Annotated in this window: 16 protein-coding genes; 7 read left to right on the top strand and 9 right to left on the bottom strand. The window is 60.8% G+C overall.

The window, feature by feature from the left end; translation table 11 throughout:
- Window positions 1-161 precede the first annotated feature (161 nt).
- From WCA85_RS30620 to WCA85_RS30610, 3 genes are read left to right on the top strand one after another with little or no spacing between them, the layout of a single operon-like run.
- Window positions 162-692, top strand: coding sequence for a 2Fe-2S iron-sulfur cluster-binding protein (locus WCA85_RS30620; RefSeq protein WP_424068684.1), 531 nt, complete (start codon window positions 162-164; stop codon window positions 690-692).
- The gene (locus WCA85_RS30615) at window positions 692-1,678 is read left to right on the top strand and encodes an FAD binding domain-containing protein (protein WP_424068682.1); all 987 of its coding nucleotides are present in this window, start codon (window positions 692-694) and stop codon (window positions 1,676-1,678) included. The genes WCA85_RS30620 and WCA85_RS30615 overlap by 1 nt, the downstream gene beginning before the upstream one ends.
- Window positions 1,678-4,005, top strand: coding sequence for a xanthine dehydrogenase family protein molybdopterin-binding subunit (locus tag WCA85_RS30610; RefSeq protein ID WP_424068680.1), 2,328 nt, complete (start codon window positions 1,678-1,680; stop codon window positions 4,003-4,005). Before WCA85_RS30615 ends, WCA85_RS30610 begins: the two co-directional genes overlap by 1 nt.
- Window positions 4,006-4,258: 253 nt before the next feature.
- Here WCA85_RS30610 and WCA85_RS30605 read toward each other — a convergent pair whose 3' ends face one another.
- Window positions 4,259-4,975, bottom strand: a complete 717-nt coding sequence (locus tag WCA85_RS30605; protein ID WP_424068678.1) for an oxidoreductase — start codon at window positions 4,973-4,975, stop codon at window positions 4,259-4,261.
- A gap of 300 nt (window positions 4,976-5,275) precedes the next feature.
- On the opposite strand from WCA85_RS30605, the gene WCA85_RS30600 reads away from it, so the two are divergent.
- Window positions 5,276-6,046 (top strand): DUF3047 domain-containing protein, encoded by a 771-nt coding sequence (locus WCA85_RS30600; RefSeq protein WP_424068676.1) that lies wholly within the window; start codon window positions 5,276-5,278, stop codon window positions 6,044-6,046.
- 107 nt (window positions 6,047-6,153) lie between these two features.
- Here the strand turns inward: WCA85_RS30600 and WCA85_RS30595 are convergent, their stop codons facing one another.
- The 7 genes from WCA85_RS30595 to WCA85_RS30565 form a co-directional block, all read right to left on the bottom strand.
- Window positions 6,154-7,530: an amidohydrolase family protein gene (locus WCA85_RS30595; RefSeq protein ID WP_424068713.1), complete on the bottom strand. Its 1,377-nt coding sequence runs from the start codon at window positions 7,528-7,530 to the stop codon at window positions 6,154-6,156.
- 90 nt (window positions 7,531-7,620) lie between these two features.
- Complete coding sequence (locus WCA85_RS30590) at window positions 7,621-8,976, bottom strand: nucleobase:cation symporter-2 family protein (RefSeq protein WP_424068674.1); 1,356 nt, start codon at window positions 8,974-8,976, stop codon at window positions 7,621-7,623.
- A gap of 86 nt (window positions 8,977-9,062) precedes the next feature.
- The gene (locus WCA85_RS30585; RefSeq protein ID WP_424068672.1) at window positions 9,063-10,193 is read right to left on the bottom strand and encodes a CobW family GTP-binding protein; all 1,131 of its coding nucleotides are present in this window, start codon (window positions 10,191-10,193) and stop codon (window positions 9,063-9,065) included.
- A 92-nt stretch (window positions 10,194-10,285) separates the two neighbouring features.
- Complete coding sequence (locus tag WCA85_RS30580; RefSeq protein WP_424068670.1) at window positions 10,286-10,885, bottom strand: UbiX family flavin prenyltransferase; 600 nt, start codon at window positions 10,883-10,885, stop codon at window positions 10,286-10,288.
- The gene (locus WCA85_RS30575) at window positions 10,882-12,303 is read right to left on the bottom strand and encodes a UbiD family decarboxylase (protein WP_424068668.1); all 1,422 of its coding nucleotides are present in this window, start codon (window positions 12,301-12,303) and stop codon (window positions 10,882-10,884) included. The genes WCA85_RS30580 and WCA85_RS30575 overlap by 4 nt, the downstream gene beginning before the upstream one ends.
- Before the next feature lie 81 nt (window positions 12,304-12,384).
- The gene (locus WCA85_RS30570; protein WP_424068666.1) at window positions 12,385-13,311 is read right to left on the bottom strand and encodes an amidohydrolase family protein; all 927 of its coding nucleotides are present in this window, start codon (window positions 13,309-13,311) and stop codon (window positions 12,385-12,387) included.
- Window positions 13,311-14,264, bottom strand: a complete 954-nt coding sequence (locus WCA85_RS30565) for an amidohydrolase family protein (RefSeq protein ID WP_424068664.1) — start codon at window positions 14,262-14,264, stop codon at window positions 13,311-13,313. The genes WCA85_RS30570 and WCA85_RS30565 overlap by 1 nt, the downstream gene beginning before the upstream one ends.
- 242 nt (window positions 14,265-14,506) lie before the next feature.
- Between WCA85_RS30565 and WCA85_RS30560 the strand changes: the two genes are divergently transcribed.
- On the top strand, window positions 14,507-15,412 hold the full coding sequence (locus WCA85_RS30560; protein ID WP_424068662.1) for a LysR substrate-binding domain-containing protein: 906 nt from the start codon (window positions 14,507-14,509) through the stop codon (window positions 15,410-15,412).
- A 29-nt stretch (window positions 15,413-15,441) separates the two neighbouring features.
- On the opposite strand, the gene WCA85_RS30555 is transcribed toward WCA85_RS30560, so the two are convergent.
- On the bottom strand, window positions 15,442-16,338 hold the full coding sequence (locus tag WCA85_RS30555; RefSeq protein WP_424068660.1) for a LysR substrate-binding domain-containing protein: 897 nt from the start codon (window positions 16,336-16,338) through the stop codon (window positions 15,442-15,444).
- 160 nt (window positions 16,339-16,498) lie between these two features.
- On the opposite strand from WCA85_RS30555, the gene WCA85_RS30550 reads away from it, so the two are divergent.
- A complete protein-coding gene (locus tag WCA85_RS30550) occupies window positions 16,499-16,984 on the top strand; it encodes a (2Fe-2S)-binding protein (RefSeq protein WP_424068658.1) in 486 nt (161 codons plus the stop codon).
- Entirely contained in the window at window positions 16,985-19,225 is a 2,241-nt protein-coding gene (locus WCA85_RS30545) for a molybdopterin cofactor-binding domain-containing protein (protein ID WP_424068656.1), read from the top strand.
- The last annotated feature ends 500 nt before the right edge of the window (window positions 19,226-19,725 follow it).

Here is a 19,725-nt window from a genome sequence, read left to right as displayed (position 1 = left end):
AGACGCCATCCGCCGTCATCGGCCGGGATATCAACTTCCTCGCCGTGGTCTTGGCCGTTCGAAGGTCCGCGAATTGCTTTGTCGGCAAGTTGGGGCTGGTAGCGATTAGCCCACTCAAGTTTTAGTTTTTCGGCGGCAACCCGAATTTAATGGGAGTAATCATGCATTTCCTCATTAACGGCAACGAAGTCGAACTGGACTTTGACCCCAGGACATCGCTCCTCGATATGCTCCGCGAACAACGCCACCTTTTCGGTACCAAAAAGGGCTGTAACCAGGGCGCATGTGGCGCTTGCACCGTGTTGGTCGACGGAACACGCATCAATAGTTGCCTCGCTCTCGCCGTGCAGTATCAGGATCGCGAGATCACTACCATCGAAGGGTTGGGCGCGCCAGGCAATCTTCACCCGCTACAGGAGGCCTTTGTCGAACACGACGGTTTCCAGTGCGGCTACTGTACCCCCGGCCAGATCTGTTCGGCCGTCGGCATGGTCGAGGAGTTAAAGTGCGGCGTGCCAAGCTACGTCAGCGAAGACATAGCGGCGGAGGCTTTTGCACTCACAGACGCAGAACTGCGTGAACGAATGAGTGGCAACCTGTGCCGCTGCGGCGCCTATAACGGCATTGTCGAGGCGATCCAGGATACGTTCGGTAAGGTCGGGACCGAGCCCAGCAACCGCGAGGCAGCCTGATGAACCCCTTTACCTATGAACGCGCTTCGGACCGGCAAACGGCGTTGACACTCGGTGCCCGACCGGGAGCCAAATACCTGGGCGGGGGCACCAACCTCGTCGACCTTATGCGGGAAACCATTGAGCATCCGGCGGTACTGGTCGACGTCACAGGCCTGGCGTGCGCAATAGAGGAGACAGGCGAAGGCGGCCTGCGGATCGGCGCCGGCGTCAAGAACACAGCGTTGGCGGCGCACCGGCGCGTGCGCGAGCGCTATCCGCTGCTGTCCGAGGCGATTCTCGCAGGTGCTTCGGCTCAGATCCGCAACATGGCGACCGTGGGTGGCAACCTCCTGCAGCGCACCCGCTGTGGCTACTTCTATGACGATGCCGCGCACTGCAACAAGCGCGCACCCGGAACCGGCTGCGATGCAATCGAGGGCTTCAACCGCATGCACGCCATCCTTGGCGCGTCCTCTGCGTGCGTCGCGACTCACCCCTCCGACATGGCCGTGGCGCTAGCCGCCCTCGATGCGGTGGTAACAGTGGACGGACCTAAAGGCACCCGCGACATCCCGCTGACCGATTTTCACGTCCTGCCCGGCGAAACGCCACACATCGAAACGGTACTGGAGACAGGCGAACTGGTCACCGCGGTGACGCTGCCACCCGCCCTGGCAGGCCGTTCCGTCTATCGCAAGGTGCGCGACCGCGCCTCCTATGCCTTCGCACTGTTTTCGGTGGCCGCGGCTCTGGAAGTGCAGGACGGCGCCGTGAAGGAAGTGCGGATCGCCCTCGGTGGCGTCGCTCACAAACCGTGGCGCGCCAACGCGGCCGAGGCGGCCCTTAAGGGCGGCCCGGCGACCGAGGCTGCGTTCCGGGCAGCGGCGCTGGCGGAACTCGCTTCCGCTCAAGGTCTTCGCGACAACGCTTTCAAGATCGAATTGGGTCAGCGTGTGATCACTGACACGCTGGTCAAGCTGACTGCTCTTCAGGAGATACGCTGATGGCTATCCTCAAGGACGCCGTGCAGGCGGTGATGAAAAAGGCAATTGCCCTTGCCCCCGACAGCTTTATACCTGGCGGGGAACCAGATCCATTGATTCGCCAAAGGCACGGCCTGATCGGTGCGTCGATAAGTCGGATCGACGGGCCGTTGAAGGTCTCCGGTCGCGCGGCTTTCGCCGCAGAGTTTCCAAAAGAGGGAATGACCTACGCGGCGCTCAAGTATTCATCGATCTCACGCGGGCGTATCGTCGACATGGACACCACGTCGGCCGAGGCCGCGCCTGGTGTCGTACTGGTGATGACTTACCGGAATGCGCCTCGCCTCAAGCCTATGCCCGCGTTCATGACTCAGCCCAAGGCCGCAGGCGGCGATGACCTGCCGATCATGCAGGACGACCAGGTTCACTGGAACGGCCAGCCGGTCGCGCTGGTGCTGGCCGAGACGCAGGAGCAGGCGGACCACGCCCAATCCCTGATCCAGGTCACCTATGAAGCGGGAAGCGACGGTGTGACATCCCTGAACGCGGCCAAAGCAAAAGGCTCGGAGCCTGGCGTCTTCCAGGGCGAGCCGCTGAAGCTTGAGATCAACGATGCCGAGGCCATGCTGGCCGCCGCGCCCCACAAGATTGACGTTCGCTACACAACCCCTCGCCACAACCACAATCCTATTGAACTGCACGCAGCGACGCTCGCCTGGGAGGGGGATACGCTGCGGATCCACGACACCGTTCAGGCGGTAGCCCACGACGCGTGGACCATCGCACAGGTGTTCGGTATTGACGAGAAAAAGGTGCACGTCACTTCGCCGTACGTCGGCGGTGGGTTTGGCTCAAAAACGCTATGGCAACATCAGGTGCTTGGAGCCGCGGCGGCGAAGCTGGTACAACGCCCTGTGCGGATCACGCTGTCACGCGAAGGCGTCTTCCGCATCGTCGGCGGCCGTACCCTGACTGAACAGCGCGTTGCGCTGGGTGCGCAAGCCGATGGGACCCTGGACGCCCTGATCCACACGGGCACAGTCGCAATGACGCCTCACAACAATATGCCGGAGCCATTCATTCTGCCGGCGAAAAGCGCGTATGCCTCTCGAAGCTTCCTGCTCGACGTTGAGACCGTCAAAATGAATATGACGGCCAATACCTTCATGCGAGCTCCCGGTGAGGCGGTCGGAACCTTTGGGCTGGAATGCGCCATTGATGAACTCGCTCAAGCCATGGGCATGGACCCCATCGAATTGCGGATCAGGAATGAGCCAGAGAAGGATCCAACAACCGGGCTGCCTTTCTCTCAGCGCGGCATTGTTGAGGCCTGGAAGGCTGGTTGCGAACGATTCGGCTGGGCAGCGCGTGGCGCGCCGGGCGCACGCCGAGACGGCGATTGGCTCGTCGGCGTGGGCTGTGCGACGGGCACTTATCCTTATTATCGGATGCCGGGCGGCGCGGCACGGATCACCTTGACCAACCAGGGGCGCGCCACAGTCAGTATCGCCGCGCACGAAATGGGAATGGGCACATCGACCGCCCAGACCCAGATCGCTGCCGAGCGCCTCGGGCTGACCATGGATGATGTCGATTTCGATTACGCCGACTCCAGGTTGCCGGGCGTAGTGCTCGCGGGTGGTTCGCAGCAGACGGCAGCCATCGGCGCCTCGGTGATTGCGGCCCATCAGAAGCTCGTCAAGGAACTGCTCAGCCTCGCCGGCAGCAACTCGCCGCTCTCCGGCCTGTCGCCGGACGAGGTCGGTGGCCGCGACGGCGGTCTCTGCGGTCTCGAGGATGAGCGCCGATTCGAGAGCTACGTCTCGATACTCGAGCGCGCCGGTCAGAAGGAAGTGACTGTCGAGGCCGATGCTTCGATGCCGTTTGAGTTGCAACACTGGTCAATGCACAGCCACAGCGCGCTCTTCTGCGAGGTGCGGGTCAATGCCGTCACCGGTGAGACTCGCGTAAGCCGCTTTCTTGGTTCATTCGACTGCGGTCGGATCATCAACGCCAAGACCGCCGCTAGCCAGTTTCGCGGCGGCATCATCATGGGCCTTGGTCTTGCACTGATGGAGGAAACCCAGTTCGACGAGAGAACCGGCCGCGTCATGAACCCATCGCTTGCTGACTATCACGTGCCGGTGCATCTCGACGTGCCGGAGATCGACATAATCTGGAACGAAGAAGCTGATCCGCACACACCGATGGGGGCCCGCGGGGTTGGAGAGATCGGAATCACGGGGGTCGGCGCGGCTGTCGCAAACGCGGTGTTCAACGCAACGGGAAAGCGGATTCGCGATCTCCCCATCACGTTGGACAAAATGATTCGTTCGTTTGAAGATTGACGCGACGTGGACTAAGCAACGGAAGTCTCACGAGCGCCACCTTTACCGGCGGTCCCGCAAGACAGCCGAGTGATCGGTTGGGCCGAAAGGGCTGTCGAACGCAGGATACTAAGCGTTCAGATATGACTGCCCTTTGTGACCAGGTGAATTGGACGCGCAATACCTGTCTCAACGTCGACGCCGCTGGAAAGCCATTTGATGGCATCTGAGGTTCGGTGGATCGAAGGCGGCTAGTACGAAACACAAACCAGCATCAGCGCACGTCCTGGAAAAGACGCGACGATGAATTTTTTCTGTCGCCCAAGACAATTTTGTGGATATTAGCCGGATACACCCAGTCGCGAGCCTGGCGCTCGACGAGATCCATAAATGCCGGGGGACCACTGCAGTAGATCTCAGTGTTCGCATGTGCTGGGCTCATCGCGTGCGAAATTTTCTGCTCCAATCGGTCAACATCCGAGCCAAAATGGTGATAGACCCCACCTTCGCCTTTAAGCGCGTCAAGTTCTTCCCGGAAGACTGCACGTGCAGGTGATCGAGCGAAGTTGTGCAGTTCGAATATTTGACCTGCCGAGGCAAGCCGATTCGCGATTCCCGCGATCGATGCAGCGCCAACGCCTCCAGAAAAAAGTATCGATCGTGTTCGACCGCCTAAAATAACTGTAGGACTCTGTGGCGTTGCGATAAAAGCCTTGTCTCCTTGGCTCAACGAGATGCCAGCTGTTTCTGTGTCCGAGGCGCCATCATCCTGTCTCACAGCGATTACATATGCACGCGGCCAAGACGTAAAACAGCACAGAGGATATATTCGCTCCTTGTTGATGACGCTATCGAGAACAAGTGTGACGCAAGCTCCATGGTCAAACGACGGAAGCTCCGACCGGGACTTGGTTTGAAGTTCAACGGCATGGTAACTCTCGGCAAGTTGCCATTTCCGTGTAATGATGACTGAGAGGAGTTTGTCGTGCATGTGTTCTCCAATAGGACCTTTGTCTTCCGAAATCGGGCGTTCCTCGATGCATGGATTGCGCGATATGGCCGGCCCAGGAAAAGTGGGAAGGACCGCTGAATGTCAGATTCAGGTTAGGGCGGAAGAGATCCACCAGCAAGGCGTTCAACGCGAATACCGCGTATATAACCAAGCTGATAGAGGGTGGCCGTAGGCTCGGTGCCGCAAGTGGTCTAAACCGCGGGCTTAAAGTCTCCGCCGGACTGTCGTCAACCAAGCCCGCTACAATGACTGCCAGCTAAAGGACGAATACGACCAACCATGCATCTTCCCTCAATTCCTCGAGCGCGGAAACGAACAGTCCGGCCAGTCTGGATTGCTGTGTGCATCACGCTCCTTCTGTCGCCGCCAGCCCTCCTTGCCCAGGACGAAAAGCCGGGTATTGCCTTTTCCACGCTCGAGCCCGACGCACCCCTGCCGGCGGGCTGGAAGAACCTGCCGGTCGTGCACGGCAAGCCCATGACACAATACACGCTTGTTCACGACGGCCACACCACCGTCCTGCAGGCGGACGCGAACCACTCTGCTTCTGCGCTGATGCACGAGGGTAATATCGACCTCGCCCGCACGCCCGTCGTGGCATGGCGCTGGAAAGCAGAGGGGCCGATTGAGGGCGCCGACAACCGCGTTGGATCGAAGGAAGACGCGCCAGCGCGACTGGTGTTCGCCTTTGACGGCGACAAAAGCAAGCTGTCGCTTTTCGAGCGGGCCAAGATGGACCTGGCAAAGCGCCTGGGTGGCGAAGAGTTGCCCTATGCCACGCTGATGTATATCTGGTCGACCAACGCTGCGCCAGGTACCGTCATTGCCAATCCTCACACGGGCCGCGTACAGATGATTGTGGTCTCAGGTCTGCCCGGAGATGCCGGTCAGTGGCAAAGCCTGCGCCGCAACATCGTGCAAGACTATGAGCGCGTCTTTCACGAACCGCCAGGGCGAATCACCGGTTACGGGTTGCTGACCGATACCGACAATACGAGCACCGTGACACGCGCCTGGTACGGAGATATCCAGTTCCTGCCCGGGCCTTGATAACGCAATGCCGCCAACGTTTCGGCAAGCTCGTGGAACGCACCAGACCCACCGGAGCGAGGCCCGGCATGGCAGCCACTTCGGCGATTCCCGGCGCGGCTCACGCCTCAGTCGAGCAGCAGCTTGACGGCCTCTGCTGCCTCGTGCCGCAACGCAAGGAGGTCGAGCCCCGGAATGACGCCGTCCTCAACCACTACGCGCCCATTCACGACGTTGTAGCGTACCCGCGCAGGTTCACCCGCCGCCACGGGCGCCACGGCCAGATCGTGAAAGCCGTTAAAGCGCAGATCGCCAACGTCATACAACACCAGATCGGCCGCCTTGCCCGCTTCGAGCGTGCCGACTGCATCCAGCCCTAGTACACGCGCGCCGCCAGCGGTGCCCCAATGAATCGTTTCTTCGATGGTCGTCGCGGACGCGCCTTGCGCGGCGCGATGGACGAGCCATGCGAAATGTGCTTCGTTGGTCATGCTGCCAGACTCGTTGGATGCCACCCCATCCACGGCAAGTGAGATTGGCACGCCCGCAGCGGCCAGTTGTGGTGCGGGCGCTATGCCGCTGCCGAGTCGTGCGTTGCTCACAGGACAATGCGAAACGCCGCTGCCGCTTTGCGCCAGCAGCGTTATTTCGCTGGCTTGCAAATGCACCATATGCGCAAACCAGACATCTGGGCCAAGCCATTCGTGATCGGCGACGAACTCGACCGGCAACTGGTTGAAGCGCTCTCGGCAAAAGTCGACATAACGGGTCGTCTCCGATAGATGAGTATGCAAACGCAGCCCCATTCCGCGCGCGGCGCGAGCGACCTCGGGCAAAAGCTCGGGTGGCAGCGAAAAGGTTGGCGTGGTGGGAGCGACCACCACGCGTCGCATCGAATCCGCGCTGGCGTCGTGATAACGTGCTTTGAGCCGTTCTATATCGGCGAGCATCTGATCGAGCGTTTCCGGCTTCAGCGCCACCTTGGAAAAACCCGGATGATCGCCTGCTGCTTGCAATGCTCCGCCGCGACACAGCACGAAGCGCATGCCGAACGCCGCAGCTTCTTCGAATAGCAGATCGCCGGTTTCGGTCGTGCCGTCTGCGTGATACAGGTAGTGGTGGTCCGCACAGGTTGTAACACCAGACAGCAGCAGCTCGGCGAGACCCAGCCGCGCGGCGATGCGCGTGAGCGCTGGCGTAAAGCGCGCAAGACGCGGATAGGGCACGGCGGCGAGCCATTCCTGCAGATCCGCGTTGATGCCGGATGGCACAGCCTTCAGCAGATTCTGAAACAGATGATGGTGGGTATTGACCCATCCTGGATAGACGACGCACGAACGCGCATCGATGACGCGCTCATCCGCGCGCGGCATCAAGCCGGGCGCGATGGTTTCGATGCGGCCGTTGCGAATGCGCAGGTCGACCTTGCCGAGCCGCGCATTCGCGCCAGGCAGCCCGCTCATCACCGCGACCGGGTTCTTGATCAGCAGCGCCTCAGTTTGCATGCTCACGATTTCATATCCTCTCTGGTTCCAACCGGGCAGTCACGGACGGCTCGAAACCGTGCGTGACCGTAGGTGTTGTCAACGGACGTGTTACACCGCTTTCGTCTTCTCGCTCACCATGGGGTGCTCGGTGACGGTCTCAACTTCGGGTGCGCCGTTTAGCGCGGCGTTCAGCAGTACCGAGACGAGGCATGCCAGCACCACACCGCTATGCAGGAACGGCTGGGTCCAGTCGGGCATGCGTTTGAATACCTCGGGTGCCATCACCGGAATCAACGCGGTTGCCATCGTGAAGCCGACGATCAGCACGTTGTAGCGGTTCTTTTCAAAATCCACTTTGGCGAGCGTCTGGACACCGGCGGCCACCACCACCCCGAACATTGCAATGCCCGCGCCGCCCAGGGCTGCTGCGGGCGTCGACGCGACCACTGCGCCGATCTTCGGCACTAGCGCCACCGCGCACATCAGCACGCCGCTGGTCGCCACGACCCAGCGACTGCGCACGCCGGTCAAAATAACCAGACCCACGTTTTCCATGAAGGCGATAAACGGAAACGCAGCGAACATGCCCGCTATGGCGCTGGCGAGACCGTTGGCGCGCAATCCGCGTATGACGTCTTCCTCGGTGACGTCCTTATCGACGATGCCGCCGATCGCAACGAACAGGCCCATCGATTCAACCATCTGCACCACCATCACGACGATCATCGTGAGTACCGGCACGAGCGAGAACACCGGCGTACCAAAGTGAAACGGATAGGGCACGGTGAACCAGGGCGCATCTGCGACGCTGTGGAAGTTGCCCATGCCGAGCGCACAGGCCAGTACGCCGCCCGCAATCAGACCGATCAGCACGGAGAGATTGCGCACGAAGGCATTGGCGAAGCGATTGATCGCGAGAATAACGAGCGCGACGAACAGCGTGACGCAGAGATACGGTAGCGCGCCGAACCCTTCTTGTGCGGCACTCCCGCCGCCCGTCCACTGATAAGCCACGGGAAAGAGTTGCAGGCCGATCACTGTCACGATGCAGCCGGTCACTACAGGTGGAAAGAATCGTCGTAAGCGACCCACCAAAGGGGCCGCGACCATCGTAAAGAGACCTGCTCCGATCACTGCGCCGCACACACCGGCGAACCCGACAGATGGACTCGTACCGATAGCGATCACAGGTCCGACACTACTGAACGCGACGCCCTGCAAGATCGGCAGGCGCACGCCGAATTTCCAGGCGCCGACCGTTTGCAGGATCGTGGAGATGCCGGAGCAAAACAGAGCCGTGCTGATGAGTACGGTCGTGTCGGCGGACGACATCTTCAGCGCCGATGCGACGATCAACGGCACGGCAATCGCGCCGATGTAAGCCACCAGCATGTGTTGCAAACCGAGCGTGATCATCTGACGCTTCGGCAAAATCCTGTCGACGGGGTGTGTGGCGGTATTCATCGAGTGTCTCCAGATTATCGTTTCGATCGGAGCGCGCCGCGGGACGTTGCCCGCAGCGTCACATCGCGCGCCGAGCATTGCACCCGTCAGGCCGCAACCGGCACGGCAAGACAGGCGTGGAAGCGGTCGGTCAACGCGGCGCGATCGAGATCGCGGCCGATGAAAACGATGCGGCAGGTGCGCGGTTCGCTGTCCCATGCCTGCGCCGCACGCAACTCAATGACGGCATGCACGCCCTGCAGCACGTAGCGGTATGGCTGGCCTCGCACGGCAAGGATTCCCTTCATGCGGAACAGATTCGCGGCATCGCTGGTGCGCAGTTCGGCCAACCATTTTTGCAACGCATGAATATCTATGTCGGCGTCGACCTCGATTCCGACTGAGGACACGCTCGCGTCGTGCACGTGGTCGTCATGGTCCGCGTGCGCGTGATCATCGTGATCGTCGTGTTCGTCATGGCTGGCATGCGGTTCGTGTGTGTCGTGATGAGCGTGGCCATCGTCGTTGTGCTCATGATGATCAGCGCCGTGCAGCCCGTCCGTCTCCACCAGGATTTGTGAAAACTCCGAGGCGCCCACACCGAGGATCCGGTCCAGATCGATCTGCGCGTAGCTTGACCTGACGATCTCCGCGGTTGCGTTGAGCCCACGGATTCGCTGCGTCAAGGACACGATGTCGGCCTCGGTCACCAGATCCACCTTGTTGATCACAATCCGGTCCGCGCAGACAAGCTGATCGACGGCCTGGTTGTCCGTCCCGTCGAGCACCAGGTCATCGAGGTGCGCCGCGATATGCTTTGCGTCGACCATCGTCACGACCGCATCGAGCGAGACTTGCTGTGCGATTGGATCGTCGATGAAGAAGGTCTGCGCGACCGGATACGGGTCGGCGAGACCACTGGTTTCCACAATGATGTGATCGAGCCGCTCGGGACGGTCGAGCAGCGTCCGGACGATGCGCACGAGGTCCTCGCGCACCGCACCGACACAACAGATACAACCATTTGTCATCTCGTAGATCTCTTCGGTCGACTCCAGCACGAGGCCGCCATCGATGCCGATTTCACCGAACTCGTTCTCGATCACGGCAATCTTGCGGCCGTGCTTCTCGCGCAGGATGTAGTTCAGGAGAGTGGTCTTGCCGGCGCCGAGAAAACCCGTCAATACCGTGACGGGAATCTTCGGGACATCGTGGTGGGTGGTGTGAATATGCGTCATGTCTGTCTCCTGTGTCGACCAGACTTAGCGCTTTAGCGCTTACTCCGGTCCCATGTGTGGTTGCCGCTCATGTTCGAACTACGTGCCTGCATTCATACGACGGCCTGTTCGTGCTTGCCCCAACGCCGAACCACCCCTGCCTCCAATCCGAACAGGTCGAGCACCCGGCCAAGGGTGTGGTCGATCATGTGATCGAGCGAAAGGGGGCGGGCATAGAAGGCTGGCACCGGCGGCGCGACAATACCGCCCATCTCGGTGACAGCGCTCATGTTGCGCAAATGCGCCAGCGTATAAGGGGCTTCACGCGCCAGTAACACGAGTGGGCGGCGCTCTTTCAATGTCACATCCGCCGCGCGCGAAATGAGGCTCGACGACATGCCGGTCGCGATTTCGGCCAGCGTTTTCATCGAGCACGGTGCGACGATCATGCCGAGCGTGCGAAACGATCCGCTCGAAACGGCCGCGGCCATGTCGTCGCAACGATAGGTGAAATCCGCGAGCGAGGTGACGTCGGTTAGCTTGTAATCCGTCTCGTGGACCATCGTCAGCATGGCGCTGCGCGAGATCGTCAGATGCGTTTCGATGTCGAGTTCAGCCAGCAATTGCAACAGGCGTACGCCATAGATGAAGCCGGATGCGCCGCTGATGCCCACCACCATCCGGCGCGTGCCGTGATAAGAGCGGGCGTTCATCGCTGGGCTCCGCTTGCGTTGGTGTTTGTATTCGTGTTTGCAATGTGCGCCAGAATTTCCTTAGCCTGATGCATCGCACGCTCACTGATCCTTGCGCGGAGACCTTCGAATTGTGCCCCGCGTGTGGCATCGATACCCATGCGCGAGGTCGTGCCGGTTGCGGATGAAGACGGGTCGAGCGGACTGCCCGGCAGCCCATCGATCATCAACACGTCCTGGTGTGGCTGGAAATGCGTGGCGATGGCCCACAGCACTTGCGCGTCATCGGTGATGTCGATATCGCCATCCACCGCCACCACGTTCTTCAGGTAAGGATCCCAGCCAAGTAGCGCCAGCATGATCTGGCGTGCTTCGCCGTCGCGCGTCTGATTCAGCGCAACATAGCAATGAAAGTGTGTGCCGGAGTTCGGATAATGCAGCGCAACCACCGCAGGAAAGCGCGCTTTCAGTTTCTCGCTCATTTCCGCTTCGCGCGGCAGACGGGCGAGTGTCAGGTGCTCGGCGTAAGGACCGCCGACCACGTCGACGAGCCACGCATCGTTGCGCCGCATCATGGTGTCGACGCGCAGCACGTTGTTGGTGGAGCGGTCCGACGAGTAACCGGTGAATTCGCCGAAGGGGCCTTCTTCAGCATGTGCGTCGGGATCGATGCTGCCTTCCAGCACGAACTCGGCCGCAGCGGGTACGCCGATGCCGTAGCGCGGCGTACGCACCACGTCGAGCGGCGCGCCGAACAAACCACCTGCAATGGCCCGCTCGTCGGTGCCAAACGGTACACGAGCCGACGCGGCCAGCATAAACAAAGGATGCGCACCCACGACCATCGCCACCTTCAAGGTGTCGCCGCGCGCTTGCGCTGTTTGCAGCATACGCCACAGGTGTCCGCGTGAATGCAGGCTCGTCGCGAGGGCATTGCGCGCGTGTCGCATCGAGCGGTGATAGCTGAGGTTGGCGATGCCCGTCACCGGGTCTTCGGCGACAATCACTGCGTTGGTGATGTAAGGACCGCGGTCGCTATCGAAGTGACGGATCATGGGCAGTTGCGTCAGATCGACTGCATCGCCTTCGATCACCTGATCGAGGACCGGGCCGCTTGCGACAATGCGCGGTGCCAGCGGCGCATTGGCACACTGCTGGTACGCCTCGAACAGACTGGATGCCGGGACGCCAAACAAGCGGGCAATCCGTGTCCGTGAGGCAAAGAAGTTTGTCACAAGCGGCGTATCGATACCGTTCACGCGCTCGCACATCAGCATCTCATGACGACCGCGGGCCGCGAGTTCAGCCACCACGGCGGTCACGTCCTGATCGGCGGACAGTGATCCCTTCAGCGTCAGGACGTCATCGGGAAACTGCTCGCGATACGCGTGCGCGAAACGATGAAAGTCCTGCGTTTCGCGGAAAAGGCTATTGGCCATAAGAGGCTCCATCTAAAGCCGCACTGCGTAGGCGCAGGCCAAGGGAAGAGGCGCAGCATGGGCCGCGCCTGCCGGACGACGTCAAGCGGGCTGGGTCGCTTCGCTCACGTACGTTGCCTTCAAACGCTTCTCCGCTTCCGCGAGATCTTTGGGCGGCCTGGTCGGCTCGATGCCTACCAGACGGGCAATGTTGTTGCCCATGTAGTCTTCGAGGCCGTCTTCGTCGAGATCCATCCCTTGCGGTGCGGGGCCGCACAGCATCTCGAGTTCGCGCAACCACATGCCAGGCTCGTTCGGCGGCGAGTCGGTGCCGAACACAATCTTGTTGCGCGGCAGTTCACGGGCAAACTCGACAATGCGCGACTGAAAGCACCATCCTGATTCGCAATACACGTTAGGCGTGTCCATTGCCATCCAGAACGCTTCGAACGAGTAGTTGCCGCCCGTCTGGATGCCGAAGTGACCGATAATGAAATTCACCATCGGGAACTCGCGAATGATCGGGTAGAACTGCGTCGGTATCGTGTACGGCCCGTCGCCAGTGTGAATCAGCACGACTACACCCAGTTCCGCGCATTTCTTCATCGCCGGACGCAACCAGTCGAGCGCGCGGTCAGGACGGTAACCGTGCATGTTTGCGTGCAGCTTGAGCATCTTGAAGCCGTACTCCTTCACATGGAATTCGAGTTCGGCCGCGCCGTTTTCCGGGCCCCAACGCGGGTTGTAGGTGAAGTTGCCGATGAAACGATCGGGGTACTTCTGCGTCAGTTCGGCGATATACGACATATAGTCGCGAATGCCTTCGCGGCCGCGGCGATTGCCGTCGCGATACCCCGTGTTACCAGGCGGCGGCTGGATAAAGCCCATGTCGATACGGCGCGGCTTGCCGTTGATGATGTACGGACCGTCCATCATCTTCAGAAGGCGTTCGCCGGTGAACGGTTCGCCGGTATGGCGCCACGCTTCGTCGACGAGGTTGGTCGGATGCAGGTGAGTGTCGATGATCATTAGCGGGCTCCCGCGTAGGCTGCCTGGGCCTGCTGTGTCGCGAGGCCGGCATGTTGTTTCAGATAGGCTTGGGCTTCTTCAACGCTCCGCGGCGGCGCGCTTGTTTCTAGACCGATCATTCGCGCCAGGTTGTTGCCGAGGTAATCCTCCAGCGTGTCTTCGTCCAGGTTCAGACCCTGCGGCGGCTCGTGGCAAAGCACTTCGAGCAGACGCAGCCACATGCCGGGTTCGTTCGGCGGTGTGTCGGAGCCGTAGAGAATCTTGTGCGTCGGCAAGACCTTCGCAAACTCGACGATGCGTGATTGCAGGCACCAGCTCGATTCGCAGAACACGTTCGGGGTATCGAGCGCCATCTGATACGGCTCGAAACAATAGACACCACCCGTCTGTACTCCGAAGTGCGCCATGATGAAATTCACGGACGGAAATTCGCGGATCAGCGGATACCATTCGGAAGGAATGCTGTACGGGCCGTCGCCGGTATGCAGCTTGACCAGTAGACCGAGGTCCGCGCATTTGCGCAGCGCAGGGCGCAGCCAGTCGAGTGCGCGGTCTGGACGGTATGCATGCATGTTGGCCTGCAGTTGCACCATCTGGAAACCGTGCTCTTTCGCATAGAACTCAATCGCTTCGGCGCCGTTCTCAGGACCGCAACGTGGGTTGTAGACGAAGCAGCCAAGCAGGCGGTCGGGATATTTCTGCGTCATTTCCACCGTGTAGGCCATGTAGTCGTCAATCGACTCGCGCCCCGAACGTTCGCCATCGGTCCACGTATAGATCGTATTGCCTTGCGGCGGTTGAATGAATGCCTTGTCGATGCGGCGCGGCTTGCCGTTGATGATGTATGGGCCGTCCATCACTTTGATCAGACGCTCGCCGGAAAATGGCTCGCCGTCGTGGCGCCAGGCGAGGTCGACCAGATTGGTCGGATAACAGCTGGTGTCGATGATCATGTACTCGATCTCCTTGAGAGGAACTGGCGTATCCAGTTACCGGATCGCGGGCAGGCGCATCGATGGAACGGAGCCCTGACGGGCTTGCCCATGCGGCCCTTTGCAAGGCGCAGTGTTGGTGCGCCTTCCCCTCGCCGGCATCGAGTGTCACACTGATGTGCACTGCTGCTTGAGATGCAGTCTCACAAGATAAAAACGCTCTGTACAATATTTTTTAACCACGATCTTGATACGTTCCCGATATGGACATCCGGCTGTTGCGTTATTTCGCGGTGCTTGCCGACGAACTGCATTTCGGCCGCGCAGCCGCACGGCTGCACATTTCCCAGCCGCCTCTCAGCCAGCAGATTCGCATTCTGGAAGAGGAGATGGGCACGGCACTGTTTGTCCGCTCGCAACACCGGGTCGACCTCACGGAAGCAGGGAAAACACTTAAGGAGCAGGTGCCGCTCATCTTCGCCCAGTTCGAACGTGCGATCGATCTCACTCGTTGCGCGGGGCGCGGCGAAGTGGGGAGTCTGGAGATCGGCATCATCAGCTCCGTGATGGTCGAGCCGATTCCGCGGGCGCTGCGCGTATTTGCAGAGAAGCATCCGCAGGTGCGATGGCGCCTGCATGAGATGACTCCCGCCGCGCAGATTCTGGCGCTGAAAGAGCACCGGCTCGACGTGTGTTTCTTTCGGGTCTCGCATGAGGATCCGGAGATTCGCAGCGAAGTGGTGATGCGAGAACAGGCCGTGGTGGCGCTGCCTGCCGATCACCCGCTCGCGGGGCGCAAGGAGATTGCGTTACGCGAACTGGAGGCGGAGCGTTTTGTTTCGTTTGGCTTGCAGCAGTCGCAACTCGCGCGTTTTCTGCAGGACTGCTGTGTAGAGGCAGGGTTTACACCTCGGATCGAACAGGAGGTCGTCGAGGTACATACGCTGCTGTGTCTGGTGCGGGAAAACATGGGCGTGGCACTGCTGCCGTCCTCGGCGCGGCAGTTGTCCACCGGGGGCGTGGTGTTTGTGCGTCTCGCTGAACCTGCACCGCAAGTGGCGTTGCATGCGCGGTATCGCGCGGATGACCGCTCGCCGGTGTTAGGGATTTTCCTTGAGACGGTGCGCGAAGCGGCGGCCGCGCTGCCCGCGGTCCACCCGGCTCCTTAGGTTCTTTACGCTCATCAGGTTCAGTGGGCTCATTCAGTGCCCGTCGTTTGCTGGACCAGTTGCCGGACCGCTTCGATAAGCGGTGCGACGCGATCGGTCCTGTCACGCGGCCATACCGCGTATAGGTTGTAATGCGTGGGGATGGCAATGGAAGTCAATGCGATCAGCTTGCCGTCGCGTTGTGCATCTGCAGCAAGCAGGCCGCGGGCGAGGCCGGCTCCCACGCCTGCCGTGGCCGCGGCGATTAAACTCGCGGCATTGTCGAATACGGCGACCGCATGCGGCTCAACTTCCGGCATATCGGCGGCAGCCAGCCAGGGAATCCACGAGCGCTTCGTATAGCCCAGCAGCGGCAAAGCAAGAATCTGCTCCGGTGTGAGCGGCGCGCTCATGCCGCGCTGACGCAGCAACTCCGGCGAGCCCATCACGGTTAAGCGATCGCCGCAGATCAGCGCGTTTTCGAAACCGTCCCATTCGCCGTAGCCATAACGCAGCGCAATATCGACTCGTTCGAAGGCGCCGCGCTCATGGCGTGGTGTGGACAGCAACGTGACCGGAACCCCCGCGAGCGCGTCAAGCAAAGCCGGCAAGCGCGCCACCAGCCAGTTTTGCGCGAGTTCGGGGTCCACGTCTACGGTGACAGGCTGCGCGACTTTGCGTTCTTTGACGGAAGAAAGCGCGCGGTCGATCTGTTCGAAGCTATCCGCCAGTTGATTCGCCAACAGCACGCCGGCGTCGGTTAGCACGACGCGGCCGCTTTCGCGCGCGAACAACGGCTGGCCAACGAATTCTTCGAGCGTGCGAATCTGCTGACTGATCGCACTGTGCGTAAGCGAGAGCTGTCGTGCCGCGCTCGAAAAGCTGCCGACCTTTGCTGCATGCAGGAAGGCTTGCATCGACTGGATCGACGGGTAGCGTTTGAACATGTCTGTTAGCCGGACTTACGGGTGAGTGAAGAAATCGTCGCTGGCGTGTCGTCGCCTGACTTTCAATAATGGACGCAGCCGCACGGCCGTCCCTAGGGCACAAGGTGCAACGTTAAGTCCTACGGAGTGTGATGCACAACGATACCTTAGGAGACAGCACATGATCGAAATCGTGGTCAACGACACGCGACACTCGCTCGACAATGTACCGGAAGACATGCCCCTGCTGTGGGTGCTGCGCGACCGGCTGCACCTGACCGGTACAAAGTTCGGTTGCGGGGGCGGCTTCTGCGGCGCCTGTACAGTGCATCTCGAAGGCGAAGCGGTCCGGTCGTGCCTGTTGCCGATCGCGGCAGTGGCGGCCCGGCATATCACCACCATCGAAGGGCTGTCGCCGGATGGCACGCATCCGTTGCAGCTTGCCTGGGTAGCCGAGGACGTCCCGCAGTGCGGCTACTGTCAGTCGGGGCAGTTGATGTCGGCGGCGGCGTTTCTCAACGGCAAGCCGAGCGTCAATGACGACACCATCGCCGCCGCGATGTCGGGCAACATATGCCGCTGCGGTACGTATTCGCGGATTCGTCGCGCGATCAAACGCGCCGCGTCGAGTGAAACCAAAGATACGACAATGAGTGGGGAGGCTTGAATGCGCAACGCCTCTCTGAAGCTGGACCGTAATCCCGATGCCGCGCGTCGCCGCTTTCTGAAGCAGGGTTCCGCGCTGCTGGCCGCCGGCATTGCCGTGGGCTTTCATTTGCCCGATGCGCAAGCGAACATTGCATCGACGAGTGGCGATCCCGCGCCGCAACCCGGTGAGTTCGAACCGAACGCATGGGTCCGCGTGCTGCCCGACGATACGATCAAGCTGGTGGTCCACAAGCACGATTCAGGCACCGGCACGCGCACGGCCCTTGCGGCGCTCGTTGCGGAAGAACTCGATGTCGATCCGTTTCGCGTCGACGTGATCACGCCGGAGAATCCGTTTTACGCGGCGTACATTCATCCATTGTGGAAAGTTTTTTCGACCGGCGGCAGTACGAGCGTGGCGCTCGAATACGATCGTCTGCGACACGCAGGGGCCACCGCTCGTGCAATGCTGATATCGGCCGCGGCGAAGCAATGGAACGTGTCGCCCGCCGATTGCTCGACTGATAACGGCTACGTCGTCAATCAGATCACGGGCAGGCGCGCGAATTACGGTTCCTTCGCACAGCTTGCAGCCAGTCTGCCTGCGCCGGCGAACGTGGTGCTGAAAGACCAGGCACAATTTAAATACATCGGCAAGATACAGAAGAAGCGCGGCGCAGCCGAGAAAGCGCGCGGTGCGTTTCCATACAGCATCGATGTCGCGTTGCCTGACATGCTGGTCGCTGTGGTCACGCGCGCACCGGTGATTGATGCGCGTGTGCGCAGCTTCGATCCGAAGGCTACGCTCGCCGTGCCCGGTGTGCGTCAAGTGCTGGAGATTCCCGGAAGACCGGACCTGCTGGGCGGCAATCAGGCTGGCGTCGCCGTGCTTGCCGACGACTACTGGTCCGCTCATCAGGGCCGGGCCGCATTGCACGTTGAATGGGAAGATAGCCCGTTCGAAACCTTCGACAGCGGCACGCTTGCCGAGCGTCAGGCTGCATGGCTCGACGACCCCACCGCGCATGTCGTGCCGACGATTTGCAATGGCGATGCGCAAGACGCGTGGCCGCCTATGGCGCATCTGGTTGAAGCGTCATACTCGATGCCCTATATGGCGCAGAATCCGCTTGAGCCGATCAACGTCACCGCATGGGTGAAGGATGGCGGCATTGCATACTGGGGCGGCATACAGGTGCCGTCGACCGCGCAGGAGGCCGCTGACGTCATCGGTGGCATTCCGGTCGAGCGCGTCACGATTCACGAGTTGGTATCGGGTGGCAGCTTTGGTTCGCGCGAATCGAAGTACTGGTTGTTCGAAGTCACGTGGCTGGCGTTGAAGACCGGCAGACCGGTCAAGCTGATGAATAGCCGTGAAGATGAAATGTGCGCGATGTTTTATCACTCTGCGAGCTATCACCGCGTGAAGGGCGCACTGGATGACCACGGGAATCTGATCACACTGCAACTGCGCGCCGTGATGCCCGCTTCGCCGGAACAGTGGGAGCCCGGCTATTTCGATCGACCCGACCGGATGGACTACAGCACCACCGAGGCGATCAACCGGGATGAGTTTTCGTACCGAGCGCCGCATCTGGATATCGGCTGGGTTCGGCATGAGACTGGCGTGCCGACCGGCTGGTATCGCGCGGTTAGCTATATTCCGAACGTGTTTGCAGTCGAATCGTTTATGGATGAAGCCGCGTATGCGGGCAAGCGTGACCCGCTCGAGTTCCGGCTTGCGCACATGCACGACCGCCCGCGTCACGCTGCCGTGTTGCGTGAAGCAGCCGCCCGTGCGGGTTGGGGCAAGACGTTGCCGGCTGGCGTCGCGCTCGGCCTTTCGACCAATCAGGCCTACGACAGTTACGTTGCCGTCGTGGCGCAGGTGGCGCGCAAGGGCAATGCGCTTGTCGTGGAGAAACTGACCTGCGTGGCCGACTGCGGGCTCGCGGTATCCCCTGGCGGCGTTGAAGAACAATTGTATGGCGGGTTGATGTGGGGGCTCGGGCATGCGAGCGCGGATCGTATCGACATCCGCCACGGTCAGGTCGTGCAGAAGAACTTCGACACGTATCGAGTGATGCGGATGAGCGATATGCCAGAGATCGAAATACAGATCGTGCAGGGCGATTTGAGCAAACCGGGTGGCGTGGGAGAACTGTCGAGTCCCTCAGTTGCGCCCGCGGTGGCGAATGCGATCTTTAGACTGACCGGCAAGCGCTTGAGGTCGACGCCGTTTGATCTGCAGAGCGTGTGATGCGGGCTTGGGCATGCGTCCGGCCAGAGGGCGGACGGCCACGCTATGCGGCCCCTGGCTACCCTTATTCTTTGAGCGGCGACCAGATCTCCACGCAGCATACCGATGCTGGCTTCGCAGCTGTATTGCGCGGACGAGGGCCGCGCGAAACGGGCGAGGGCGGGGTGGTATGCAACGCGCCAGCCTGAAGGTACAGTCGTTTAGCGGGCCGCGCGATGTCACTGCCAGGCATCCCGACCGGTCCGTGATGGCACCGCCGCAATCTACACGCGCTTGCACTGAGCGAATTCGCCGCATGCAGCTTAGGAGAGCCTCAACGTTCGTATGGGCTCTGCGTCCACGAAGAGTCATCCACAGCACGGTCGGTGCGATTTTGCACGGAGACCGCTGGCCGGAGGGTATGTCACCCGAACATCGCGCTGGTTAAAACTGCCAGCTGCGAGATGGATCATTTGAGCGATATCGATTTGCTACAGTGCTGAAATGATCAACCAGATGTT

The organism is Paraburkholderia sp., assembly GCF_049581445.1.
GTDB lineage: Bacteria > Pseudomonadota > Gammaproteobacteria > Burkholderiales > Burkholderiaceae > Paraburkholderia.
This window is presented reverse-complemented; position numbering and strand designations above follow the sequence as displayed.